The organism is Niabella drilacis (genome assembly GCF_900101395.1).
GTDB lineage: Bacteria > Bacteroidota > Bacteroidia > Chitinophagales > Chitinophagaceae > Niabella > Niabella drilacis.
The window spans coordinates 545506-570459 of sequence record NZ_FMZO01000002.1 but is presented as its reverse complement, the minus strand read 5'-3'; the positions used below and the strand labels follow the sequence as shown (position 1 = coordinate 570459).

19 protein-coding genes are annotated in these 24954 nt (G+C 51.0%); 1 reads left to right on the top strand and 18 read right to left on the bottom strand.

The window, feature by feature from the left end:
• Positions 1-32 precede the first annotated feature (32 nt).
• The 18 genes from BLS44_RS05795 to BLS44_RS05710 form a co-directional block, all read right to left on the bottom strand.
• Positions 33-1490, bottom strand: a complete 1458-nt coding sequence (locus BLS44_RS05795; RefSeq protein WP_090389081.1) for a glycoside hydrolase family protein — start codon at positions 1488-1490, stop codon at positions 33-35.
• 101 nt (positions 1491-1591) lie between these two features.
• Entirely contained in the window at positions 1592-3046 is a 1455-nt protein-coding gene (locus BLS44_RS05790; protein WP_090389080.1) for a glycoside hydrolase family protein, read from the bottom strand.
• Between the two features lie 45 nt (positions 3047-3091).
• On the bottom strand, positions 3092-4567 hold the full coding sequence (locus BLS44_RS05785) for a RagB/SusD family nutrient uptake outer membrane protein (RefSeq protein ID WP_090389189.1): 1476 nt from the start codon (positions 4565-4567) through the stop codon (positions 3092-3094).
• Positions 4568-4590: 23 nt separating this feature from the next.
• Positions 4591-7815: a SusC/RagA family TonB-linked outer membrane protein gene (locus tag BLS44_RS05780; protein WP_218127696.1), complete on the bottom strand. Its 3225-nt coding sequence runs from the start codon at positions 7813-7815 to the stop codon at positions 4591-4593.
• Positions 7816-8468: 653 nt separating this feature from the next.
• Entirely contained in the window at positions 8469-9839 is a 1371-nt protein-coding gene (locus BLS44_RS05775; protein WP_090389079.1) for an NAD-dependent succinate-semialdehyde dehydrogenase, read from the bottom strand.
• A gap of 12 nt (positions 9840-9851) precedes the next feature.
• On the bottom strand, positions 9852-10631 hold the full coding sequence (locus BLS44_RS05770) for an SDR family oxidoreductase (RefSeq protein WP_090389078.1): 780 nt from the start codon (positions 10629-10631) through the stop codon (positions 9852-9854).
• Positions 10628-11554: a Gfo/Idh/MocA family protein gene (locus BLS44_RS05765; RefSeq protein ID WP_090389077.1), complete on the bottom strand. Its 927-nt coding sequence runs from the start codon at positions 11552-11554 to the stop codon at positions 10628-10630. The genes BLS44_RS05770 and BLS44_RS05765 overlap by 4 nt, the downstream gene beginning before the upstream one ends.
• A gap of 10 nt (positions 11555-11564) precedes the next feature.
• Complete coding sequence (locus BLS44_RS05760) at positions 11565-12521, bottom strand: aldo/keto reductase (RefSeq protein ID WP_090389076.1); 957 nt, start codon at positions 12519-12521, stop codon at positions 11565-11567.
• A gap of 15 nt (positions 12522-12536) precedes the next feature.
• Positions 12537-13880 carry an FGGY-family carbohydrate kinase gene (locus BLS44_RS05755; protein ID WP_090389075.1) on the bottom strand — a complete coding sequence of 448 codons (1344 nt, stop codon included), beginning with the start codon at positions 13878-13880 and terminating at the stop codon, positions 12537-12539.
• A gap of 1 nt (position 13881) precedes the next feature.
• The gene (locus tag BLS44_RS05750) at positions 13882-15189 is read right to left on the bottom strand and encodes a neutral/alkaline non-lysosomal ceramidase N-terminal domain-containing protein (protein ID WP_090389074.1); all 1308 of its coding nucleotides are present in this window, start codon (positions 15187-15189) and stop codon (positions 13882-13884) included.
• A gap of 75 nt (positions 15190-15264) precedes the next feature.
• Entirely contained in the window at positions 15265-16197 is a 933-nt protein-coding gene (locus BLS44_RS05745) for a sugar phosphate isomerase family (RefSeq protein WP_143019671.1), read from the bottom strand.
• A gap of 108 nt (positions 16198-16305) precedes the next feature.
• Positions 16306-17511 carry an N-acetylglucosamine-6-phosphate deacetylase gene (nagA, locus tag BLS44_RS05740; protein WP_090389072.1) on the bottom strand — a complete coding sequence of 402 codons (1206 nt, stop codon included), beginning with the start codon at positions 17509-17511 and terminating at the stop codon, positions 16306-16308.
• Positions 17512-17522: 11 nt separating this feature from the next.
• On the bottom strand, positions 17523-18923 hold the full coding sequence (locus BLS44_RS05735) for an aspartate aminotransferase family protein (RefSeq protein ID WP_143019670.1): 1401 nt from the start codon (positions 18921-18923) through the stop codon (positions 17523-17525).
• A 259-nt stretch (positions 18924-19182) separates the two neighbouring features.
• Complete coding sequence (locus BLS44_RS05730; RefSeq protein WP_176954324.1) at positions 19183-19992, bottom strand: sialate O-acetylesterase; 810 nt, start codon at positions 19990-19992, stop codon at positions 19183-19185.
• Positions 19993-20140: 148 nt separating this feature from the next.
• Positions 20141-21028: an aldo/keto reductase gene (locus BLS44_RS05725; protein WP_090389069.1), complete on the bottom strand. Its 888-nt coding sequence runs from the start codon at positions 21026-21028 to the stop codon at positions 20141-20143.
• A gap of 3 nt (positions 21029-21031) precedes the next feature.
• Positions 21032-21820, bottom strand: coding sequence for an SDR family oxidoreductase (locus tag BLS44_RS05720; protein WP_090389068.1), 789 nt, complete (start codon positions 21818-21820; stop codon positions 21032-21034).
• Entirely contained in the window at positions 21804-22667 is an 864-nt protein-coding gene (locus BLS44_RS05715) for a class I fructose-bisphosphate aldolase (RefSeq protein WP_090389067.1), read from the bottom strand. Before BLS44_RS05715 ends, BLS44_RS05720 begins: the two co-directional genes overlap by 17 nt.
• 4 nt (positions 22668-22671) lie before the next feature.
• Positions 22672-23691 carry a hypothetical protein gene (locus BLS44_RS05710; protein ID WP_090389066.1) on the bottom strand — a complete coding sequence of 340 codons (1020 nt, stop codon included), beginning with the start codon at positions 23689-23691 and terminating at the stop codon, positions 22672-22674.
• 386 nt (positions 23692-24077) lie between these two features.
• Here BLS44_RS05710 and BLS44_RS05705 point away from each other — a divergent pair, with 386 nt between their 5' ends.
• Entirely contained in the window at positions 24078-24950 is an 873-nt protein-coding gene (locus tag BLS44_RS05705) for an AraC family transcriptional regulator (RefSeq protein ID WP_176954323.1), read from the top strand.
• Positions 24951-24954 lie beyond the last annotated feature (4 nt).

Here is a 24954-nt window from a genome sequence, read left to right as displayed (position 1 = left end):
TTGCTACCATCTGCCCGTTTTCCCCTGTACTGTTAGTTAAACTTTAATGCATACAGGTCCGCGTCTTTAAGATAGAACTTTAACCGAACGGCTTTCCCAGCCAGGGCCGACAGGTTGGTATTCCCTTTCCAGGAAACGATCCGCGCGATTTCGTTGCCAATAATTTCCTGTGCGTCGTTCACGGTATAGCCCGGGACCGGGCTGCCTTTTTCATCCAGGAGCTCAACCTTAACAAAGCCCGCTGCCGAAGTTGCATAGTTAATTTCCAGTTCCCTTCCCTTAAAGATGAAGGGCTTCGTAACCGCGGTGCCCCCCTGAAAGTCCCCGTGCAGGGAAGCAAACCCGTCAATCCGCAAAGAATACCGGTTGATATGCGAAGTAGGCTGTGCGTAATGTTCGTTCACATAGATCGAAAGTTCCGAAGGGCTGGTTTGTACTACATTCAATACCGGGTAGTTGGAACGGGAAACCCAGTTTCCCAGACCGATGCCGGGACGGATATAGGATTCCATAAATGTACGGTCGTAAACGCTTCCGCCACGGGTGCTCATTAAAATCGCATCTGAGCAATCTTTAAAATAGTTCGGGTTTACATCCAGCGCTTTGGCCTGTTCTTCTGTAATGACCTGACGCTTGGGCATGAACCGGGCGCCGATAGCCAGGTAGATCTGCGGGGCGCGGAAATACGGGCTGGTCTGCTGCGTATACAAATGATCCAGCGGCGTATTGCCGAACGTCATTTTAACCGGGGCGCTCCAGTTGATAAAGTCCCGGGATGTAGTCCGGCTCACCGACCGGAATCCTTTGTACCGGGTAAACCCTCCATCACTCCAGGTCCTGAAATAACACACATATTGTTTTTCACTTTCCGACCAGAAAGCCACATTCTGAGAATCAAACACCCCGGTTTTGAAAACAGCCGTTGCCCGCTTCTTTTTCCAATGAATACCGTCTGCAGATACAAATGCAAAGAGCCCGGTACTGTCTGTTCCTCCCACGGCCTTGTACCGTTCCGCAGCAGGCGCATTGGGGTTCGCATCCAGGAAAGGACTGAAATTATGAGTAGCGGGCGCCACATGCGCCAATACCACATTATTGTCTTTTGTACCACCTACGGTATAGATGCCCAGCCGGGGCTTTATCCAGTTGATCCCATCTGCAGATTCCGCGTAGCAGGTCACTTCGTTATCGTTGCCATCCCTGCCTGGATTGCGGATGCCCCGGTAGTAAAGCTTAAACCGGTCTCCATCCTTTATAATGGTACAGTACGCACTGAAGTTGCCTTCCCATGGATTGTCAAATTTGAGCACAGGGCCTTCATTATGGGGATGATGCAGCTGCTGTGTTACATTATTCAACCTGTCGATCAGGTAGCTGTCAACAAAAAGCTCACGGTTGCTCCCTACCGGCAGTGGCAGGGTGGTTTGTGCACGCGGCATTACCGCGGTAAATAATATCAGTGACCAAAGCAGTAGATGTCTTTTTTGCATATTTGTGAATTTAGAATCAATAAACCCGTTATGGCATCGTTTACATGTAAATATCATCAATAAAGCTCCGCCAGCCATTTCAATAGATCAGCGAAGTTGCGCTAATTAAATTTTAATGAAAAAAGGTCTGCGTCCTTTAAATAGATACGCAGTTTTACCGGGGTTCCGGCCAGGGCAGACAGGTCCGTGTTCCCCTTCCAGGAAGCGATGCGTTTGATCTCATTTCCAATTATTTCCTGTGCATCGCTCATGGTATAGCCCGGTATGGGATTGCCTTTTATGTCCTGAACCTCTATCTTAAGCGCCCCTGCCGCAGAAGTTGAATAGTTCAACTCCAGCTCTTTGCCCGAAAACACAAAGGGCCGGGTAAGCACGGTCCCCTCCTTCATGCCTGCGTTAAGCGAGGCGAACCCGTCAATACGCATCGAATACCTTTTGATATGCGCCCCCTCCTGCGCATAGCTTTCATTCATGAAAACCGACATTTCGGTCTCGCTGGTTGGCACCACGTTCAAAACCGGGTAGTTGGTCCTGGAGACCCAGTTCTCCAGCCCGATATCCGGCCTGATAAATGATTCCAGGAACTCCCGGTGGTATTCATTACCGCCCCGCGTTGTCATCAGCACCGCATCGGAACAATCTTTATAATAAGCCGGGTTCACTTTCAGCGCCGCAGCCTGCTCATCAGATACCACCTGCCGGCCCGGCATAAACCGGGCACCTATAGCCACATAGATATGCGGCGCCCGGTAGTAGGCACCGGTTTGCTGCGTATACAAATGATCCAGCGGAACATCTCCAAACTGCATCGGCTCCGGCGTTGTCCAGTTAATAAAATCAGCAGAAGTGGTCCTGCTGACGGACCGGAATGATTTATTACCGCTTTTTGCCGAGGTCCTGAGATAGCACACATATTGCTTTTCGGCGGCCGACCAGAACGCTACATTCTGCGAATCGAAATCGCCCTGGGTGATCACCGGTTGCTCCCGGAGCGGTTTCCAGTGGATCCCATCTGCAGACACATAGGGGATCAGCCCGCTTTTTTTTATCCCTCCCAGCGCTTTATACCGGTAGGCCAGTTTTGTTTCGGGATTTGTATCCAGGAAGGGGGAGAAATTATGGGTTACCGGTGCCACATGCGCCAGGATCACATTATTGGCCCGTGAATTCCCGATCTCATAGATGCCCAGATCCGGTTTTTTCCAATGCTGCCCGTCTATGGACTCTGCGTAACAGGTCACCTCGGCTTCCGCGCCATCCTTGCCGGACTGGCGGATGCCCCTGTAGTACAGCCGGTACAATCCTGCATCTTTTATTACTGTTCCATAGCCGCTGAAGTTCCCTTCCCAGGGCTGATTAAAGTACAATACCGGTCCTTCATTATGCGGATGATGCAGCTTGAATGTAACCTCCTTTGTTTGTGCCACCAGGTAGCGGTCTACAAAAAGCTCGCGCTTGTTACCCAGGTCAAGCACAGGCCCTTCCTGGGCCCTTCCGCTGTTACCGGCAAGACCCGCCGCCATCAGGAATGCGATGGATAGTGATCGTTTCTTCATAATTCTTTTAATAGTATAACCATTCGTTTATTAATATGGTACCGGTTAATACCCGGTATTCTGCTGTACTTTTGGCTCCGAGCTAAGGATGCCCAGTGAAAGCGGCCAGATATACTTGTAGGTATGACCGGGATTGGCTTTAAAATAAGGGATCTGCGTTGCGGCTTTGTCAAAACGCAGTATATCCCACCAATACTTTCCTTCATATAAAAATTCAAGCAACCGCTCCTCAAGGATCGCATTGTCATTGGCTTCTTTTGAACCGGTTACAAATGTATGTTCGCTGAACCTGGCACCAAAGGCTCTTTTCCTTACCTCATTGATGGCGTTGGCAGGATCCTGCCCCAATGCATTCTGTGCTTCAGCTTTCATCAGTAACACATCGGCGTACCGGTATAAGATAACATCATCAATGAAGAGCCGCGCACCTGCATCAACGGTACCATTGAATTTGCGCTGGATGCAGCCATAGAAACTGGTCTTTGCACCGGTAGCCGGATCCACGCTGTACAACTCCGTATAGGTAGCTGCCTTCCGGGTATCATCATCTTTAAACCGGCTGCGGGTATCGTCGGACAGCGTCCAGTAGTTTCCGCCGCCAACGGTTCCGATAAGGGCCCTGGCAACCGGATCTGCGTTGGGAGGATAGGCATCAATATACATATTGGCCATGAATGTACCGCCTGTTTCAAACTGCTGAAAATTATTGGCCATCAATATTTCTTTGTTGCCTTTGTTGTCATAGTTAAACACGCTTTCGAAACCGGTCAGCAGTTGCACATCGGCGGCACCAACCTCGTTCAAAGCCGTCAGTGCCGTATTAAGGTCGTTATTGCCTCCGTTCAGTTTTTTGGCAGTCCATAAAAAGACATCGCCTTTCAACGCATTTACCGCGGGTTTTGACCACCGGTTCCTGCCGGCCTGGAAATTATTATCGGGGAATAGGGACAATGCCTTTTCAATATCATTTTTGATTTGTACAAATACTTCATTCACTCCGGATCGCTCCCGGTAAAGTATCGCAGGGTCGTATCCCTCGGTAGGCTCCAGCACCAATGGCAGTGTGCCCCAGGTCTTCGTCATAATGAAATAACAAAACGCGCGCATGGCAAACGCTTCGGCAAGCAGCCGGTTCCTGTTTGCGTCTGCTCCAAACACAATGCCCGGAAGGTATTTTAAAATAAGATTGGCATCATTAACCACGCGGTAAACGGAGCTCCAGTCCGGACCGGCAGTAGTAGCATCGAGCGTATTATTAAAGATCCTCAGGTTATTAAAATCATTGCCCACCGACTGTTTCATATCCTGGCTCCGGGCTTCTCCCCATAAATACAGGTTGGTGGCAGTAACGCTCCGCAGCCGTATATACATTCCCCTGAGCGCGCCATTTGCATCATCTTCTGTTTTCCAGAAGGAGGCCGTGGAGATCGTGCTGACCGGCTCCAGCTCCAGGTTACGGGTACAGGATACCGGTATGAACGCCAGCAGAACGATATATAAAATGTATGTATAATTTTTCATTTTCTGTCTTTTGTAGTTAAGCATTAGAAAGTAATAGAAGCCCCAAAAATGAAAGAGCGTGGATTAGGATAGGCCGTGTCACTATCCGTTTGCTCCGGGCTTAACCCGGTATACTTTGTAAAATAGACCAGGTTGCTTCCCGTAACATTTAATTTTATATCTGAGATCCGTAGTTTATGCAGGAGCGTGCGGGGCAGGTTATAGGACAGGGTCACTTCCCGCAGGCACAGGAAATCCATACTTTCATAAAACCTTGAGTTTCCCCTGTTGTTCCATACATTCCACTGCCCGTTCTGATCGGCCCAGTAGTACCGGGGAATATCGGTAACATCGCCCTGCTGCTGCCAGGAACGGCGGATATTGGCGCTGATCGCATTGGCACCGGAAAAATTCCCTTCCAGCCTTGCGGCCGTTTCATTGTACATGGTAGCACCCAGCGTATAGTCCATGCGCACGATCAGGTTCAGGTTCTTATAACTAAAGGTGTTGGAAAACCCTCCGGTAAACCGGGGAATAGCATTGCCCAGGTATACGCGGTCGCGGGTATCAATGGTATCATTGCGGTCTACATCCAGCCAGTTCACATCCCCGCCGTATTTGATCTTGTTAGCACTGGGCAAAAGCATATCAACAGGCCCTTTTGCCGCTTCCTCGTCCGTAGCATAAACACTCACCTGCCGGTAGCCGTAAAGGTCGCCGATGCGTCCGCCTTCCTGTAAACCACCCAGCCAGGCATAGCCGCCGCGGGCGGGGTCGTATACATAATATCCGCCAACCCTGTTATGCTCAATCCCGTTCTCCGGGAGGCGGAGTATCTTGCTGCTGACCGTTGCATGGTTCAGCGCAATATTCCATTGGAATGCGGCCGAGGGATCCATCACCCGGGCCGACACCTCTACCTCGAACCCCTTATTTTCCAAAGAGCCATAGTTGGTAAGGATACTGGGGAAGCCTGAAGAAGGTGGCAGGGGCAATGTTGTTAACAGGTTATCGGTAACCCGCCGGTAATAATCCAGTATCAGGCTTACCCGGTTGTTAAGCAGCCCGATGTCGGCCCCTACATCAAACGTTTTTGATTGTTCCCATTTGAGATTCTGGTTGGGCAATACGGAGATCATGATCCCGGAGGCCCCGTTATACCGGGAAGAAGCATTGTACTCGCCCTGCGCCTGGTACAACCCCAGCCCGCTGATATTTCCGGTAACACCATAACTGGCCCTCAGCTTCATCTTTACCAGGTCCGGGGGCAAGGCAGACCAGAAGCTTTCCTGGTCCAGGTTCCAGCCTGCGGATACACCCGGGAATAATCCCCATTTATGATCTGTTCCCAGGTTGGAGGCCCCATCATAACGCAGACTCATATTGAAAAGATACTTCCGCTTATAGTTATAGGTCGCCCGCGAAAAATAGCCGATCAGTGCCTGCTGGGTCTCGGCACCCGAAACAGCCGTTGGCGTTGCTGATGCATTCAGCGTGGGGATGATATCCGTAGCAGCATTATTACCGGTGGCAGAGAGTGATATATTATCCGTCCACAAATAGGACATCCCTCCTTTTAATTCAAAATCATGATCGTTGCTGAAGATCTTGTTATAAGTAAGCACCGCATTGGCCTGCGGTCTGAAGTTCTCTGCATAGGACCCTGTAGCCGTACGGGAAGTCACTTTGGTGGCAGGTCCATCCAGATAGGATTTCAGAAAGTTCCTCGAATAAGTTCCTTTATACTGAACGGAAAACTGCGGGCTGAAACTGAGCCCGTTAACGATCTCCAGGTTTCCGCCCACGATCATCGTGAGATCATTGGACACGTTACGGGGATTATATACGGAGATCCGGTAAAAAGGATTGGAGTACCCAAAGTTCCGGCCCGGAGAAAGCGTGCCGTCCTCAAAATAAAGTTTATTGGTCACCGGCGCAATCAGTGAAGATTTGAATACATCGGTTGTAGGCACCTGTGTGTTTTGCATATGCGCGTACATAACCCTTGCAAACAGCTTCATCCGGTCGTTCAGATTCAGCTCCCCGTTCAGGTTTAACGAAAAACGTTTATAATCAGTTTCGATCGCTATTCCCTTGTTGTCAAGATACCCGATCCCCAGGTAGAACCGGGCTTTCTGGCTGCCCCCGGAAACCGTAAGGGCATGATTCTGGGAAAGCGCTTTGCGGAACAACATGCGCTGCCAGTCCGTGCTGGAAAAGATCAGCGTCCTTGAGGCATCCACAGGGTCGGGGATGCTGTACCAGCCCTGGCTCAATTTATACCGGTTATCCTGTGTAAGGTACTGGAGGGAATTGGTCGTATTATTGGTAAGATCATTGCCCGCTCCGCCGAGGTACACATTGCGATCCAGCTGTACCTCAAACGCCGGGTTGATCCTGCTGGTAGCGATCAGTCCCAGGCGTGAGAAATAGGCTTCTTCTTCGGCCGTCAGCAGGTCATATTTTTTTACCACTTCCGAGCGGACCAGGTCAAAGGAATAGGTAACCTGTGGCTTCCCGGGTAATCCGCTTTTTGTTTCCACGATCACCACGCCGTTGGAGCCCTGCGCCCCGTATATAGAAGTGGCCGCTGCATCCTTTAATACCTGTATGGATTTGATATCATGCGCTGCAATATCATTCATATTGGAGCGCTGCACCCCATCGATGATATAGAGGGGCGGGGAACTGTTGGGGCTATTAATGGAAGTACCTCCCCTAATCACAATATTAGGGGCTGCCCCGGGTTGCCCTGAATTGGTTTGCACCCTCACCCCGGCAAGGTTCCCCTGCAATGCCGCAGCCGCATTTGAATAGGGAATATTTTCCAGCACTTTGTTGTCCAGTTTTGAAACGGCTGTTGTAACCACATCCCTCCGTTGTTTCCCGTATCCTATAATCACCACTTCCGAAAGTGCATTACTCCCTGACTGTTTTAATACCACCTGGATCTCCGCCCGGCCATTCAACAACACTTCCTGCTGCTGGTAGCCCACGGCGCTCACCACCAGGGTTCCTTTCGGATCCCTGACCGGCAGACTGAAGCTTCCGTCGTTGCCGGCGCTCACCCCGGCTTCCGCACCTTTAATACCAACTGTTGCGCCGGCCACCGGTTCGCCGGCCTCGTTGAGAATGGTTCCCGTTAAACTTGTTTGCGCCTGCATAACAGCAGCATACAGCATACATAAAAACAGCAAAAGCCACTTTTTTTCGTGAACGGAACGGTGTTCCATAACAACCTTGTTCCGGTAAAAAAATTTCTGAATCATTTCCACAATTTTGAAGTGATGATTTAATCAAAATGCAACAGGATCGTTAACTAGTTACAAATTCAAATTTAGTTTTGACCTATAAGAGAAGCTGCTATTATTATGTACATTTTCAGTATTTTCTTACTTCCGGGTATGGGACAACTGCATTTGATAACCTGCCTGCGGCCCTCGTCCACAGGGGCTTTGGCAGGCGTTTTTGACTCAACTGCTTTTTACCGGGCACCAGTAGTTTCAGGTTTGAAGAGGGATCCGGTTGTATACGTTCACACTTCGGGGGCTTTGCTTTGTGCAAGGTTTAACGTTGAACAGTTAGACCCGGTTTCATACCGGGCAGCACCTTCCACTCCGGCCCCCTAACCTGGGGGACCTGCATTTTCCAATCCTGAACTACATCTTATACCGGCAACGGGCAGTTTACCGTTCCGGCGCCTGCTCCAGGTTTGCGGGAGTTATTTTCCCTCCAACAGGGGAATAGTGGCTGCTGCCCGCCCGGGGCGGATCGGATCCGTTTTATATTTGAAAAGAAGTGCTTCCGGGGCTTCGGAACTGGCAGCTGATGGCAAATCAATATCGTTTCTTCAGCGCACAGACGCTCCATCTACCGCTCACAGCTTCCACGGATATTTGATTGGCTAAAGGCTAATAGCTGTTTACCGCCAAACCGTTTTTATATTCACAAACTCCCGGATCCCGAAACTTCCCAGCTCGCGCCCGTAGCCCGATTGATTAATGCCGCCAAAGGGCACCCGGGGATCAGATTTTACCAAAGTATTGACAAAGCAGGCACCTGCCTGTAATTGTTCACGCGCAATACATTCTCCTTTTTTAATATCCCTGGTAAATACAGCGGCCCCCAGCCCAAAGCTGGTATCGTTGGCTATTTCAATAGCGTGTGCCTGGTTGCGCGCAGTAATAACACAGGCTACCGGACCAAAAAGCTCTTCCCGGTAGCCAGACATTCCTTTTTTTATGCCCGTCAGAATTGTCGGCGTATAGAATGCATGTGTTCCTTTAAAATCCGGGATCGTTCCTCCCAGGATACAGACAGCACCAGCCTCAATATTTTCCAGCACCTGCCGGTGCAGTTCATCCCGGAGATCTGCACGGGACATGGGTCCCAGGTCGGTAGCAGGATCCAATGGGTCACCCAGCCGTTTGTTGCTCATCTTTTCTTTAAACAATCGAACAAATTCTTTTTCAACCTGCCTTACAACAATAAATCTTTTTGCGGCAATGCAGCTCTGCCCATTATTGATCAAACGACTCTGGGCGCAAACGGTGGCCGCCAGCTCCAGGTCGGCATCTTCCAGGATCACATACGGATCACTGCCGCCCAGTTCAAGCACCGTCTTTTTTATCTGGCCGCCGGCCTGTGCGGCCACCTGCCTGCCTGCTTCTGTGCTGCCGGTAAGCGTTACGGCTTTTACCAGCGGATGCTCAATGATCCCTTTTACAGCCTTACTGCCAACCAGCAAGGTATGGAACACACCCCTGGGAAAACCGGCCTTTAAAAGTACCTGCTCTATCGACAGGGCACAGCCCGGCACATTCGAAGCATGTTTCAGTAATCCTGTGTTACCCGCCATCAATGCAGGAGCAATAAAACGAAAACATTGCCAATAGGGAAAGTTCCAGGGCATCACCGCCAGTACTACGCCAATAGGCTGACAGGTAACAAAACTGTTACGGGCATCGGTCTTTATCTTTTGATCCTTTAAAAAAGCTGCCCCGTTTGCAGCATAATATTCGCACACCGAAGCACATTTTTCGACCTCGGCAATACCATCTTTCAACGGCTTGCCCATTTCCTGAGCCATCAATAGTGCAAGGCCGCTCTTTTGCTGTTGTAATACCGCCGCTGCTTTCAGCAGCAAACGCCCGCGCGCTTCAAAGGAAGTGGTGCGCCATTTCAGCCAGGCCTTGTGCCCCGCTTCAATTTTTTCCCCAACTGTTTTAGCTGTTTCTTCTTTATATGTTTGAATCCGTTTCCCGTTTAAAGGATTGATCGATTGTATTGCCATCGTACTATTTTTTTAAGCGTTCAGACCGCCATCCATCAGGATATTTTCGCCGTTGATATAGGCGCCGGCCTCTGAGGCCAGCAGCACCACCAGGCCTTTTATATCGTCGTGGTTAGCCATCCGCCCTAAAGGTACTTTTTTTGTATAATTCTCAAGAAATCGTTCCGGCTGGTTGTTCAGCAGCCCCCCGGGGCTCACGCAATTTACCCGCACGTTCTTTCCCCTCATCATCCGCGCCCAGTAACGCGTAAGGTTGATGAGCCCCGCATTATGGAAATAATAATCCGGTGGCGGGCTCTGCGTCATGGTGGTGCCTTCATAATTAGAAAGATCCGGACCAAACATGCCCATCATCGAAGCAATATTAATGATGCTGCCACCTCCGTTTTTGATGATCATATCCGTTATTTCGCGCATCAGGTCTACCATCCCGGTCGCGTTCACACGCATCGATTCTGCAAAGGCTTCAATAGGCGCATCATAGGTAGCCATCGGGCGCGCCACTGCATTGTTCACAAAAACATGCAGGGCTCCGAACTGCTTTTCAATGGCAGCTTTCAGATCCCTTACTGATGCGGGATCCCCCTGGTCCAGCTGCTGCGCATATACGTTCAGCCCCTTTTCCTTTAGCTGGTTCACAAAGGCTTCATTGGCCTCCAAATTGCGGGAAGCGGTGATAACGGTCCCGTCTGCCTCTGCCAGCCCTTCCACAATACACTTACCATAATTACCGGCCCCACCGGTAACCAGGATGATCTTTCCTTTTAAACTCAACAGGTCTTTTACATTCATAATACGTCGATCATTATTTTATTACCACCGGCTTCCCGGCTTTCCTGCGCAGCGATCAGCACCTGCATAATCCGCCGCGTTTCTTCAAATGCGATCCGCGGTTTTCCTTCTTCAACCGACCGGATAAATTCAATGATATTATCCCGGAACATGGCATAAGAGTTTTTTATATCGGCCATGCGCCAGGCATTTTTTCCAAATACAGAAACCTGGAAGGTAGGCGCAATATCCATAAACAAATGCAGGGTGGCTTTAAGTCCGTCTTCAAATTCGAGCGTCGCTATTTCCTTTCCGGTATCCCCGGTATTGATCACAGAAATCACGCGTGTCTGACCAGCAATGGCAAATATTGCTTCCAGCATATGTACGCCGTATTTCATCCAGTCCTTTTTGCCAACCGCCGTTATCAGTTGCAGAGGTCCCAGGTTTGAAAGATCCTGCCGAACCGAACGGCATTCGCCGGCATAACGCATCGAGGAACAGGACATAAAGAAGCGGCCTTTTCCGGCTTCCGCTTCAAACCAATCCAGGTCCGCCCTTGTAGCGGCTAGTGGTTTATCAATAAAGAGCGGCACTCCGGCAGCCAGGAATGGACGGGCCATTGCCACATGGTTTTCCGGGTCATCCCGGCAAAGCAGGACGGCATCCACTTCTGCGGCCATTGCTTCCAGGGAGCCTGCAATATACTCAATACCGGTTGCCTGCGCTATGCTGCCTGCAATTTCCCGCTCCTGTGCCCATACATGTGTAACACGTGCATGCGGAAGCCCCAGTGTTTCTTTATTGGCCTGTAAATAAGCGGCCACTGCGGGATAGCCGATCCTTGTGATTTCGCCCGCGTCGAACCGGCCGTTCACGATCGCCGACCAGGAATAAGGATGCGCATTCCCTTCGCTCATTCCGATCATGCCTAATTTTATCATTGCCTCATTTTTATTTTAACCAGCCCTGAACGCTCCACTCGTGCAGGTTTAAAAAGCCGGGATCCTTAAAGGCCCCGTTCCGGGCCTGTTCAAAAAACTCGGGCTCCAGGACCTTCCCCGCAACAGTATCCAGCGCTTCCTGCAGGTATTCCATCCGGTCGATCCCCACCAGCACGGCAGATACCTGCGGAAATGCCAATACGAATTTTGTAGCCAGCTGTGGCAAACCCAATCCCGAGGCTTTGCTTAGCGGGGCGTAGGACGCTATATGCTGCTCCACTTTTTTCAATGCGGGATGCAGCTGCTGTCCTCTTTCACTTAACAGGCCTTTAAGCAATACAGAACGGACCACAATGCCCATACCCCGCTGGTCCAGCGCATCAAACAACGCCGCCTGCCGCTGGTCCATTAAATTAAAGGGCACCTGCACCACATCCCACCCGCCGCTGTCCATTACGGCTTTTGTCTCCTGCGGCGTGTAAGTAGATACTCCGGTGGCCCGGATGACGCCTTCCTTCTTATACGCTTCGAATATTTTCCGGATCCCCACATGCCTGATGATCTCCTCATCTCCGTCATGCAGCATCAAGATATCTACATAGCCGGTTTGCAGGGCTTCCAGGCTTTCGGCAAGCGACCGTTCAATGGCTGCGGCCAGCTCTTTCTCTGCCGGCAATGTATGATCCTTATTCCGCAGATGCGCGCATTTGGTTGCGATCACCACCTCCTGCCGCCGTTGCCGGAAGGCCCGCCCCAGCAATGCTTCACTCTTTCCATACTGACGCGCCGTATCAAAAAAATCAATCCCCCGCCCCAGCGCCGTTTGCAGCAGCTGAACGGCTTTGTCTTCCGGAAGCAATTGCGATTCATGTTCAATCCCCAGGCCATATGGAAGCCCCAGGGCCACTGTTCCGAAAGCCATTTCAGAAACTTCGATACCTGTTCTGCCTAATTTTCGTTTTTTCATTTTTTGAAAGATACTTCATTCATGCGGCAACCACGATTCCTGTGCCTGAAAAACAGATGTAAAAATACCGGCACCGGCAGCAGCTACCATGGCCGCGCCCCTGCAGGCTGCTTCATTATTTTTATTGCGGTAAAACCGCCTCCCGATCAGGGATTCTTTTATAACGCCCCATAGCGCACTTTTAGCACCACCACCGGTGGAAAAAACAGCATTGCTTTCCCGTTCTGTATCCACCTTGCTGATCAGCTGCTTTAAGCTGATGGCGGTTGACTCCATGATCGCCCGTATATAATACCCATGGTGAAACCGGTCCTGTTGATTCAAAAATCCGCTTTTGCCTGCATACAGATGGGCACAGGGCAGTGCCTCCAGTCCTTCACATCCGGCAGGAACCGCTGCCGCCATTTCAAGCAAAGCCTCCATCGTATACGGCAGTGCATAGGTTTCCCGGTACCACTCCAACGCGGCGGCCCCGTTGCGGTCAAAGCTCATTTTAAAATAAGCACCCGCTTCCAAAGCTGGCGCCATACAGACTTCCTTTAAACGCTTTGGGTTCCGGCTGTATAAGACGGCCGCAATAACGGTTCCCGTAGATTCACTCAGCTTTGCTTTTGCACCGGTACCTACTCCCACTGCTGCCATATGATGATCTAATCCCCCCGCAAATAATGGCACACCGGAGGGAAGCGCCAATGGATTTCCGGGCTGAAGCGTGCCGCCGGCTGCCCCTATAGCGCACAGCGGTGAAAGCAACCCTTCATCGATTCCGGACACTGCCAGGGCCTCCGGCCACCATACCTGCTTCTCTACATCCATCAGCCCCAGCAATGATGCGGTACTTGTATCCACCATCCTTTCCCCCGTCAGGCAAAACGTAAAATAATCCGGCAGCGTCAGCAGGGCGGCTGCCCTTCGCCACAGGTCCTGGGCCTGCTCCCGGAACCACTGGGCTTTGCTAATGCAAAAGCCTGCCCCGAAAGGAATACCGATACCGGTTGTTTCCGTCCATTGTTCCTGCGCGGTAAATATTGTAAGCGACCGGCTGTCTGGCACCCGTTCATCCGTCCAGAGCACCAGGGGCGTTAACGGGCCTCCTCCTGTATCCGTTAATATAAATGTATTGGCCTGGGAAGAATAGGCCATTGCCGTAAGCGTTCGCCGGTCGGCCTTTGCTTCTTCAAAAGCGGCATGGATGCATTGCCGTAGCGAGTGCCAGAACCGGGCCGTATCGAGTTCTGCGCGCACACCCTTATTATGCACAGGCACTTTTACGCTGCCCGAGCCCACCAGCTGCCCTTCCCTGTTGAAGAGCCCCGCTTTAAAATAGCTGGTCCCCATATCAATGCCCAGGAACAACATATTATTGCAAGCTATTTAATAATGCTTTTGTTTTTGCTACGAGAAGCGCGCCGCAGGACGGATCAAAAACAGCGTTCGATGCTTCATAGACGCCCTCAGCGGCGGCTTCGGGTGTTACAATATACCCCTGCAGTTCTCCGTTGACCAGGGTTATTACGGCTGCGTCCGGATAGTGTTCTTTAATTTCAAGGCCATATTCCACAAAGATCTCTCCCGGCCAGCCAATAAAGGTATATAAGTCTGTTTTAAAGATAAGGATCTCCGCCTGTTCCGTTTTCCTGTAGGTTTCTTCCAGCGCCCCGTTGGCCACCAGTTGTGAAAGATATGCCATCTCTCTTGCACCGAACCAGTTCACCTCCCTGGAGCGGACCTCCTGCGGAGTAAGCCCCATGGCCCGGGCACTGTCCAGCTCCAGTTGGCAGGTTGCCACATAATCCCGCGCGTCTGCAGGAAGCGGGAACGTTTTACGGACCAGCTTTACTGTTCCTGCCGCTGTTCTTATTCCAAGATCACTTTGATACCGCGCTCCGCGGATGGCGGTCGTAATGGCGGTCGCCAGGATACCGGCAAGCCGTCCCGCTTCCCCAAAGGTATTGCCGGTTGTAACGTGTCTTGGGCTTTGGTTGCCCGCAGTTCCCAGCTGGAACAGGAATACGGTGTCCTTTGAAAAGTATTGCTGCAGTATCTGCCGCGCCACCCCCGGGAAATCGCCGCTGTACAACGTGGAATCTTCATGCAATACCGTGGGATGCATACAGCATACAACCATACAGGCTATTACAGACAGATCGGCTTTACGGCGTACCATTAATACCGGCATCTTCAGGTCCGAGGCTGCTTCCGGGCTATGCCGGTTGGTGCCGATACCGGTGGCATCTGCTTTTACCAGTGCGGCCGCTGCCGGCCCTGCCTGCACTATAGCCTGTAGCACTGCCTCCATTATCCGTTCCTCAAGAAAAGAAAGATACCCTTCGTCTACCGGTTGTTGCAGGGCATCATGCGCACCGGCAATAAATGTTACCGTGGCCGGTCCGGAATGAGTATGGGTGGCGGTGATCATTATATTTGCCCGGGGGATGCCATGGCGTTCCTGAACCTGTTCGCATATACGCAGGGCTAAATCCCGTCCTATATAAATCAGATCACAGGAAACAAAGAGCAGGGCCGTTTCCCCGTTATGAATATACAGAACAGATGCCAGCAAAGGGTCATGCACCCCGGTGCCTCTCCGTTCCACGAAGGGATAACCTGCCAGCTGAAGATCATTTCTGGGGGTGATATCGGTTGCAAATGCCCCGGCTTTTATCATTGGAGATTTAAGATTTGAGGTTTGAGATTTGTCCTGTCTGCTTTTAGCTGATTTCTGATGACTGACTGCGGTCCGTTAATATCCCTTGTTCCAGTCCGGTTCAATGTCCATCGCCGCCGTTTCTGAAACCAGTACGTCTGTTCTTAATGTTTGCAGGATGGATTCCGGGATCAGCGGTGTCACCGGCCCATGCAATACCAGCCGGGTCATCAGCCGTTGCCAGGAGGTAGTAGTGCCATGTACCGAGATAGAATGCGTATCTACCCGGTGTCCGGACCGGATCACTTCTTTAGGACCAATAGTAGCAGCCCTGGGCGGCACGGCAGAAAGATCGCCGCTTTTGCCAAAGCTGCCATGCAGTGAGTTTTGGGCCAGCGTAAAAGGACTTAAGGTAACAATACGCGCACTCATTTCCTTCCACTCCTCCAGGCTCCCGGCAAACTCCGGTGCATCCGGCTCAATAAAGGCCAGGTGCCCCGTCCAGCCCGGTCCGCTGTAGCAGACATCTGCTCCGCCCAGGTCCCCGATCATTTTCCCATAATCATTGATATTCCTGTTTGTGAATCCTACAAACTGTTCCGGTGGCGGCCGTAGTGCCGGGTCGATCCGGTCATAGAAATAATGAAACATGGCATAGGTGAATCCATATTTCCAGCCGGCGGGTGCAATGTTCCCCTCTTCATCCGCATACTCATCCATTGCAAAAGCATAAATATTTTTGCAGCTTACCTTATTGGCATTGATAAGGCGTACCACATGCCGGTAAGACGGGCAGGGATTGGGTAATATCAGCACCAGCTTTTCATTATTCCGTGATGCAGTCAGGATCCGTGTAAACAGATCTGTTACCCATACATACTCAATATCAGCATCCGGGTATACGGCTATTTTAAAATCAGGGTTTGCATGTTTGCCGATGTCTCCGCTTTTAATACCCCGCACCTGTTCAATAACGGCCTTATCTTTAAAGGGCACCCACTTCGATGCTTCAAACTGAAAGTCACTCATAACCGAATCATTTATTTTTTTATTATTCACGTTTCATCACTCACTCCACACATCTCACTCCACACATCTCACTATCAACCGCTCACTATCAACCGCTCACTCTTCTTTTCACTCCCCCCTGACAAACCGCCGCTCCCCCGAAACCCAGGTCTGAACCACATTATAATCCGCATCCAGCACCACCATATCCGCATCAAACCCGGCTTCAATCTTTCCTTTTTTATCAGACACCCCCAGCACCCGGGCAGGATTGGCACTGGCCATTGTTACAGCTTCCGGCAAACCGATCTCAAGATACTGCATGGCATTCCGTACGGCCTGGTCCATCGTAAGGCCGCTGCCCGCCAATGTATTGTCCGCCGTCTTTCTTACCGGGGCTCCTTTGTAAGCGATCTCCACCTCCCCGTTCTCCCCGAAAACAAACCGCCCTGCATGCAAACCGGCACCGATATTGGAATCGGTGATCAGGCACACCCTGCCCGGCCCGTTGGCCTTACAGACCATGGCCATCTTTACGGCAATAGGGTCTACATGCACTCCATCCAGTATAAAATCAACACTGATCTGTTCATCGGCCAGGATGGCTTCCACGATCCCGCAGGGGCGTACGCCCGGCTCCGTAACCGGCGGGCAGGGAAATACATCATAAAAATGTGTTGCATGAGAAGCACCCAGCGCAATAGCAGCCCTGGTCTGTTCCACATTGGCCGCGGTATGTGTCATAAACACCGGTGTATTATCCGCGGCCATCAGGGGGATGATATCGGTAACATGATCCAGGTCCGGCGAAATACTGAAAACCGACCGGTAGGGCTTCGCTGCGTCGATCAACGCCTTTACCCGTGCCGGGTCCGCCTTCGCAATGGTGTTGGCCACCAGGGAGCCGGTCAGTTTTATAAAGGGTCCTTCAAGATGGAACCCCAGTATATTGGCCCCTTCAGACTGAACAACTGCCAGTGTTTTTAAGAACGAGATATCTTCTCCTTCCCTGCGCGGGCAAACAGTGGGCAAAAAACTGGTAATACCATATTGAAGAATGATCTGTGCGATCTGTTTGAGATCGGCCGGCCCGTTATCGATCAGGTATTGATGAATACCGTGCATATGCAGATCAATAAACCCTGGCACAACAAATGCCTCGCCCACTTCTATGAGCTGCATGTTTGCTTCCTCCGCATTAAAGGCCTCGCCCACGGCCCTGATCTTACCGTTTTCAAACCAGACGGCCGTTTTCTGGAACCCGGTATCTGTTAAGATATTGCCCCTGATACCGGTTATTTTATTTGTGTTTTGTAGTTCGGATATGGCTTGCATCTATTCTGTTTTTACACGTATCCAAATTGTTTTTCAACATCCGAGATTGCATCTTCGATCATATCGATCCCTTTCATAGCGTAAGTTTCATCCATAATAAGGGGCGGCGACATGCGCAGGATATGTCCGGCCGGGATCCAGGCCAGTCCCCGCTGAAAGGCCTTTTGATATACCAGGGTTCCCGCCTCAGCAAAAGGTTCTTTTGTGATCTTGTCCCTGACCAGTTCTATACCCAGCAGGAATCCTTTTCCTTTTACATCGCCGATGATCGGGTGCTCCGCTTTCATCTTTTCCAGGCGCTTCATGATAGCGGCTCCTACCGTTCGCACATTCTCCAGCAGTCCTTCCTCTTCAATCACTTCAATCGATGCCAGGGCTGCCGCGCAGGCCATTGGATTACCGCCATAACTGGAGGAGGCCGAAATGCTTTCCAGCGCCTCACCATACTCTTCTTTTAACACCATGGCTGTTACCGGAAACCCGTTGCCAAAGGATTTTCCCAGGGTTACGATATCCGGCTCTACGTTCCAGTGGTTCATGCAAAGGTATTCGCCCGTTCTTCCCATACCTGCCAGTACTTCATCATCAAACAGCAGGATCTTTTTCTTTTCGCAAAAGGCTTTTAACTTGGGAAAGAAATCATCCGGCGGAAAAATGGACCCCGCCCATCCCTGGGCCGGTTCCAGTACAAATGCGGCCACATTGCCTACCGTGCTCTCCGTGATAAACTGATCATAAAACGCGATGTATTGATCGGTGTCAATGGTCCCGTCGGCCCTGGTCCATAAGGGGCGATAGGGATCCGGGCGCGGCACCATGTAAAACCCCGGCGCCCGCGTGGGCCCGTAGCTGTATACATCGCCCCGTATCATCTGGGCACAGCTTACTGCCGCCATGCTTTTCCCATGAAAGTCGCGATACCCCGAAATGAATTCGTGCTTGCCCGTAATAGCCCGCGCAGCCCGGATGGCTGCTTCCACGGCTGAAGCCCCATCGCTGTACAGCTGGATAGCATTCAGATTTCCGGGCAACACCCCGGCCATTTTTTCCAGCAGCTTTTCTTTAACCGGCGTGGTAAAATCGTGCGCGTTCATCAGTTTTTTTGCCCAGTAAGCAATGGCCTCCGATATTTTGGGGTGGCAATGCCCCAACGATGTAACGTAGATACCGGAAGAAAAATCAAGATACCTGTTTCCATCCACATCTGTAAGCGTAACGCCATACCCTTCTTCAAAACATACAGGAAAAAGTTTTACCTGGCTGCTCAGTCCTTTCATATAACGGGCTGCACGTGCATGCATTTCTTTTGAACGCGGACCCGGTGTTGCTGTGATCAGCCGCGGCACATCGGCAGCATTTTCCTTCCACCAGTCTCTTGTTAAGGTTAATTTCTGTTCGTCTGATTGTTTCATAAAACTTATTATTTCCAGATCCGGCAACCGGATATTTCCGGTTTCAAATTTGCTCTATAAAATCCGGTTTGATGCCACAGGTTCTACCGAATCATGATACTAATTTTTATTTTTATCCCGGCTGCCCTACCGGGATCGCATAAAAAAAGGGAGCCGGTAAGCCCCCTGTCAAACAGCATCTTTTTTCCTGTATATATCCGCTCCGTTTTACCCTAACCTTCCCCGGCCTGTCGCGAACAAATCCCATTCGTAAAACCGGTCATCGTTTTTGCAACAGCAGCATTCCCGCTGCAAAACGCCGTCCGTATTCAGTTGCCGAAGGGCTGTCGAAATGTGTCGTATCTCCTTTATGTACCAGTCCCTCTGAAGAGACCACCAACGTAAACGGGACTGTTTTGGGAAGAAGGGCCAGCTGCTCATTTACCAGGCGATACTGGGTCCTGTAACGTCCCAGTTCGCCTACTACAAAAGGCAGCTCCGGGTCGCCTGCTTCTTTCCTGATCCGTTCAATAAGAGCAGTAAGGCGGGCCAGGTATTTCTTTGCGGAAACCGGGTTGCTGTCACCCTCGCCCTGCAGCCAGATCACCCCCTTTATAACACCCCGCTTCCGGGCAGCCTTCAGGCGGAGGATTGCATCATCATAAGGGTGTGTCCGGGTCACTTCATCAAAAGCCCCGGGCTCCCATTTTGAAATGGCAGTGCCTCCAACCGCACAGGGAACCAGGCCAATGGTATCTTTGGAATAAACCTTTGCTAATGCTGCACCAAAAGACAGACCTGGTCCAACTCCTGCTACTTTGGGCTTGTCAAAATGCAGGGGATGCCTTGCCGGAACCCACTCGTTCTCCCGGTCCAGCATCAGTACCCTTTCAGCACGGATACCCGTATACTCCCCTGTAAGGATGCCCCTGCCGGCCATATTTGACTGGCCCATCAGCAGGTAAACCTGATAGTTGCCCGGGCGCCCCTTTTCTTTTTGCACGCTGCCTGTTCTGCCTGGCGGGCTGCAGGAAAGAAGCAGGCTTACCAGCAAAATACTCCAATATCTTCTTAATACAACATTGTTCATATAGCCATTTGATTTCAGGGGCATAAAATACAAAAAATCCGGATAGCGGTGCTCACAGGCGCTTTTTCCCGTTGCCAGTGTTTGTGTATGCAACCGGGCATACAAAAAAGTAAGCGAAACTATTGCAAAAAAAGGCGGGCGGTGCCGCTTATTTAAACGGCCGCAGCCGTTGCAGGAAGTCCGGGTCATCAAACAATGCGGCATCAACGGCCTGCTGCAGGTGTTCAACGGAGCGGGCCCCAACCAGGACCAGGTCTACATCCGGATGATGCAGCGCCCAGGCCAGCGCCCACTGTACCTGCAGGTCTTTTTGCCCGCCGGCTGCCGTGCTCAATCTTTGTAAAGATTCCAGGCTTTCCTTGGTAAAATAAATATCCCGGTGTGCCGGCATCCGGTCAAACCGCGATCCCTGCTCAATACGGCGCGTGTGCTTTCCGGTAAGAAAACCGGCGCCCAGCGGACTATAGGTAATGACCCTGACCTGGTGTTTCCTGCAAAGGGAAAGCAGCGATACATCCAGGTCTGAAACAGCCAGGTTATGATTATTTTGTACAGCTGCAACCGGGGACAGCCGATAACGCTGCTGTACTTCCAACAGGCTGGTTAGCTGTGCAGCATTGAAATTACTGACGCCAAAGGCTTTCACTACGCCCTGTTGTATCAGTGCTTCTGCACGGATCAATACATCCGGGTTTAAAACAGATGGATCCCAGCTGTGAAAAAAGAGCAGATCGATATACGAACGCTTCAGCCGCCGGAGGCATGCTTCAACACGCTGTTTAAAGGATGCGGAACTATAGGGAGGAAGCAGCTTGCTGGCGATGGTCACCTGTTGTTTCATTGAAGGATGTGCCTGCAGCCAGCTGCCAATAATGGTTTCCGACGCGCCCTGGCCATACGCTTCTGCCGTATCAAAAAACAGGATGCCCCTTATTGCCGCTTCGTCCATGACCCGGAACGACTGCAGCCGGTCAATTTCCCGTCCGAAAGTAACGGTACCCAGTGCGATCTTTTGTATCGGTCCTTTCATCTTCATTACTTACCAGGCCGTCCACCCTCCATCAACCCGGATATTCTGCCCGGTAATGTAAGAGGCGGCTTCTGAAATTAAGAAGGCAACAGTTCCTGCAATTTCATCCTTCCTGCCTACACGGCCCATGGGCGATTTCTCCGACAACCGTTTAATGAACTCGGGATGCTTTTCCTGGACGCCGGGATTTGGAAACGGGCCCGGCGAAACACAGTTGCACCGTACATTCTTCCGTCCCCAGTGTACAGCCAGGTAGCGGGTCATCTGTATGATGGCCGCCTTTCCGGCTCCATATTCAACAGGGTTCTTATTCATGTCCAACCCGTCATACACCGCCGGGTAAGGAGCTACATTGCCATACATGCTGGAGCATAATACGATGCTGCCGGCCTGGTGCTCCGCCATACGGGTGCCTACTTCCCGGGCCATCAAAAATGTATTGGTAAGCGCCTTATTCGCATTATTGAATTCCTCTGCAGTAAGCTCCTCCAAAATTTTAGCAGTAGCGCCAAAGGATAGATCCACCAGGCCTTGCGGTATCCCCCGCTCCGCTACCTGGCTTTCAACAAAGGCCTTCACCCCTGCTTCATCACCGGTATTGATATCAACCGGTGTAACGCTTGCCTCCAGTCCGCTTGCGGCCACAAATCCTGCGGCGCGCCCGTCCAGGTCGCAGCAAAGCACGGTGGCGCCGGCCGCGGTTAATACCTGCACCGTTGGCTGCCCCAGGTAGCCGGCGCCTCCGATCACCCATATGTCTTTTCCTTTCAGATCGAATATATTACCAGGCGCTTCCATCTTGATCCGTTTTTCCTTCTTTTAATATGGCCAGGCAGGTATCAACAGAATAGCCGGTATGTACCATCCCCATCAGCGCCCTGGTTATACGATCGGGGAAAGCATGCTGGATAATGTTGCGGCCGTATACAATACCGGCGATCCCCTGCTCCAGCAATGTCTGGGTGCGCCTCAGGATCTCTTCATCACCGGCCCTGCCTCCGCCCCGCACCAACACCGGCACTTCGCCTGCAGTTTCTATCACTTTATGATATTCTTCAAGCCGGTCGCAGGGATCTGCTTTAATAATATCCGCTCCTAACTCAACGGCCTGCCGCACCAGCGGCAGGATCTTATCCAGATCACCGTCTACCATATACCCGCCCGCTTCACTATTGGCACGGAACACCAGGGGCTCTATCATCAGAGGCATACCATAATGCTCTGCCTCCATTTTTATTTTGATGATGTTGTCGATACACTGCGCCGTTACTTCAGGAGCACCGGGGATACGGAACAGGTTCACACACATACAGGCGGCATCTGCTCTTACGGCCTGCAGTACCGGCGTTTCTATCATTTTGCTAAAGGCAGCAGCAGGCAACTCTTTGCCGTAAACATTGGCAACATCTGTGCGCAGGACCAACGCGGGCTTCGCTTTCCCCGGCACCCGCTGTAAATACTTCAGCTGGCCCGGCGTTAACTGTATTGCATCGGGATTAGCCTTAACGATCACCTCAACAGCGTTGCGGATATCTTCAATTCCTTTTAAAAAAGCCAGTTCATTAAAGAAGCCATGATCGATGGCTACATCAAAACATTTACCCGAATCCGGGTTCATCAGCCGATTTAAGCGATATTGTTTCATTCGTTTATTTTAAAAGGTCATTGAGTGGAATGCGGGTAAAATAGATATTCGTTTTCCCTCTATGCGAGGAATAGTAGCTGATCCAAAGTTCTTTTCTCCTCACCAGCATCCCGGGGTAGCTGCAATCGCCCCCGCTCTCCAGCTCCACCGTCCTTAACAGCCTGCCGCTGAGGTCTGTAACAAGGATACCCGTTTTGGCTCCGCCCGGCAGATACAGGCGCGTTCCCACGATCAGTTTTTTCTGATCCGGCGTAAACATAAAATCGGGCCCGCCCAAACGGTAATCCAGTTTTTGATAGCTGAAAGAAGTAAAAGGGGCCTTCCCCGTAGCCAGTACACCCAGCTTATCGCCCTGCTCCCTCCGGATCAGGATATACATTTTTCCCTTTTTATCAAACCGGATCGTCGATTCGTTGGGCATTCCGTCCACCTCCAGATCCGTTATGCCGGTGAAGGTTTTACCATCTGTTGTTTTCACCAGCGTGGCAGACCGCCCGCTTCCATAGTCGATGCCATAACCAACCCCCTTATACCAGGTAAGCCGCCACACCCAGTGATGACCAGGGTTTCCGATCACCGCTTTTTCAGGCGTCGTAAATTTCATATCCTTTCCCATAAAGGCTACATGAGGGTACATACCCAGCAGGCGGGAAGGTTTCTTTGCGGTATCGTATACCGACCCGCCCATCAGGCAAAGCATACGCCCATCCGGCATTACCGAAAGCTTCTGATCCCTCAGATCAATACCGTCTTTACGAATCAGGGCGAAGGATTCCCAGGTGTTACCGTCCTTTGTGCGAAGGATACGGCCGGCGCCATTGGAGCCGGGCACATGCCCCGATCCCTCCCGGAAGCTGCAGTATATATATCCTTTGTATTCGATCAGATCGGTAAAGGCATTGTGCGGCGCCCCGCTCCAGATCTCCGTCCCCCCTGATGCAGGAGCGGTAACGGGGGCCGGAAACTGTGCCGGGCAAAGCCGGGCTAGCAGCAGAACAACAGCGAGTGCGATCATTTTTTTCATTTGCTTCCTGTTTTTAAACCCCGTCAGTTCCGTACCCGGTTGACCAGGATCCTCAAAGTAATACTATATTTCGGGTGCCTCTATACCGGCCGGCCGTTTCTCCTGCAATAATACCGGGCATCCTTCAGCGGGAATGACCCCGGCCGTGCTATCACACCCTGTTTTACTCCTGGTTATGAACAATATACCCGGGAAGAACAGTAAGATGCCAAACCTGCCCTGCAAGCTCCCGCTCTTCGTTCCTCCCTGTCAAAAATACTGGGCCTGTAAAGGATTATATAGTATTATCTGATCGACTCATGGTACTTTCTTTCACCCCGCAACCAGAACTGGTACTATTTTACCTAAATTTATAACAGAATAATATCAGCCTTAATTTTCGAATTATGAAAGCGATTGAACAACGTTTGCCCCAGGATTATGATAAGTCATTTATTGTGTTTCGTGAAAGTGGCCAGTTTTTTCCCTGCCCCTGGCATTACCATCCCGAATATGAGCTGGTGTTGATCACCAGCAGTACCGGCCGCCGGATGGTGGGCGACCATATCGGGTATTTTGATAAAGAAGACCTCGTCTTTATGGGCCCCGGGCTTCAGCATGTATGGCTGAATGATGAAAACTATGTAAACGGAGAAGCCCGGGAACAGGCGGATGGGATCGTGATCCAGTTTGTTGAAAAATTCCTGGGAGAAAAATTCCTGGAGATCCCGGAAATGGAAAAACTGAAAAAAGTATTTCAACTGGCATCCCACGGGATGGTGATCCAGGGAGACACCAGGAACCAGATCAACAATATCATGAAGCAGATGCCGACAATGACAGGGCTGGAACGGTTATCGGCGCTCTTCAATATTTTTCACCTGCTGGCCCATACCAGGGAATATGAATTGCTGGCGAGCCCGGGATATGTGCAAAAGGGATGCTGGAATGGCTCCGACCGGTCCGCAAAGATCACCGAATACATCATGCGCAATTTCGACAGCGACATCTCACTCCCCGAAATAGCAGCACGGTCGAATATGGCGATCACTACTTTTTGCAATTTTTTCAAAGAAAATTACCGGACCACTTTTGTAGAATACCTCAATACGGTAAGAGTGGGATACGCCTGCAAACTGATCGCCGAAAAAAACAAGAATGTAGTAGAGATCGCGTATGAATGTGGTTTTAAAAACCTGGCGAATTTTAACCGGCAGTTTAAAAAGATCAAAAAAATGACGCCTACTGATTACCGGCGCACGGTAGATGCTTCGGCCTGAAGCT

Excerpts from the sequence above, each read along its gene's own strand:
- BLS44_RS05795 (WP_090389081.1), bottom strand. The coding sequence starts at position 1,490 with ATGCAAAAAAGACATCTACTGCTTTGGTCACTGATATTATTTACCGCG.
- BLS44_RS05790 (WP_090389080.1), bottom strand. The coding sequence starts at position 3,046 with ATGAAGAAACGATCACTATCCATCGCATTCCTGATGGCGGCGGGTCTT.
- BLS44_RS05785 (WP_090389189.1), bottom strand. The coding sequence starts at position 4,567 with ATGAAAAATTATACATACATTTTATATATCGTTCTGCTGGCGTTCATA.
- BLS44_RS05780 (WP_218127696.1), bottom strand. The coding sequence starts at position 7,815 with ATGATTCAGAAATTTTTTTACCGGAACAAGGTTGTTATGGAACACCGT.
- BLS44_RS05775 (WP_090389079.1), bottom strand. The coding sequence starts at position 9,839 with ATGGCAATACAATCGATCAATCCTTTAAACGGGAAACGGATTCAAACA.
- BLS44_RS05770 (WP_090389078.1), bottom strand. The coding sequence starts at position 10,631 with ATGAATGTAAAAGACCTGTTGAGTTTAAAAGGAAAGATCATCCTGGTT.
- BLS44_RS05765 (WP_090389077.1), bottom strand. The coding sequence starts at position 11,554 with ATGATAAAATTAGGCATGATCGGAATGAGCGAAGGGAATGCGCATCCT.
- BLS44_RS05760 (WP_090389076.1), bottom strand. The coding sequence starts at position 12,521 with ATGAAAAAACGAAAATTAGGCAGAACAGGTATCGAAGTTTCTGAAATG.
- BLS44_RS05755 (WP_090389075.1), bottom strand. The coding sequence starts at position 13,880 with ATGTTGTTCCTGGGCATTGATATGGGGACCAGCTATTTTAAAGCGGGG.
- BLS44_RS05750 (WP_090389074.1), bottom strand. The coding sequence starts at position 15,189 with ATGATAAAAGCCGGGGCATTTGCAACCGATATCACCCCCAGAAATGAT.
- BLS44_RS05745 (WP_143019671.1), bottom strand. The coding sequence starts at position 16,197 with ATGAGTGACTTTCAGTTTGAAGCATCGAAGTGGGTGCCCTTTAAAGAT.
- nagA (WP_090389072.1), bottom strand. The coding sequence starts at position 17,511 with ATGCAAGCCATATCCGAACTACAAAACACAAATAAAATAACCGGTATC.
- BLS44_RS05735 (WP_143019670.1), bottom strand. The coding sequence starts at position 18,923 with ATGAAACAATCAGACGAACAGAAATTAACCTTAACAAGAGACTGGTGG.
- BLS44_RS05730 (WP_176954324.1), bottom strand. The coding sequence starts at position 19,992 with ATGAACAATGTTGTATTAAGAAGATATTGGAGTATTTTGCTGGTAAGC.
- BLS44_RS05725 (WP_090389069.1), bottom strand. The coding sequence starts at position 21,028 with ATGAAGATGAAAGGACCGATACAAAAGATCGCACTGGGTACCGTTACT.
- BLS44_RS05720 (WP_090389068.1), bottom strand. The coding sequence starts at position 21,820 with ATGGAAGCGCCTGGTAATATATTCGATCTGAAAGGAAAAGACATATGG.
- BLS44_RS05715 (WP_090389067.1), bottom strand. The coding sequence starts at position 22,667 with ATGAAACAATATCGCTTAAATCGGCTGATGAACCCGGATTCGGGTAAA.
- BLS44_RS05710 (WP_090389066.1), bottom strand. The coding sequence starts at position 23,691 with ATGAAAAAAATGATCGCACTCGCTGTTGTTCTGCTGCTAGCCCGGCTT.
- BLS44_RS05705 (WP_176954323.1), top strand. The coding sequence starts at position 24,078 with ATGAAAGCGATTGAACAACGTTTGCCCCAGGATTATGATAAGTCATTT.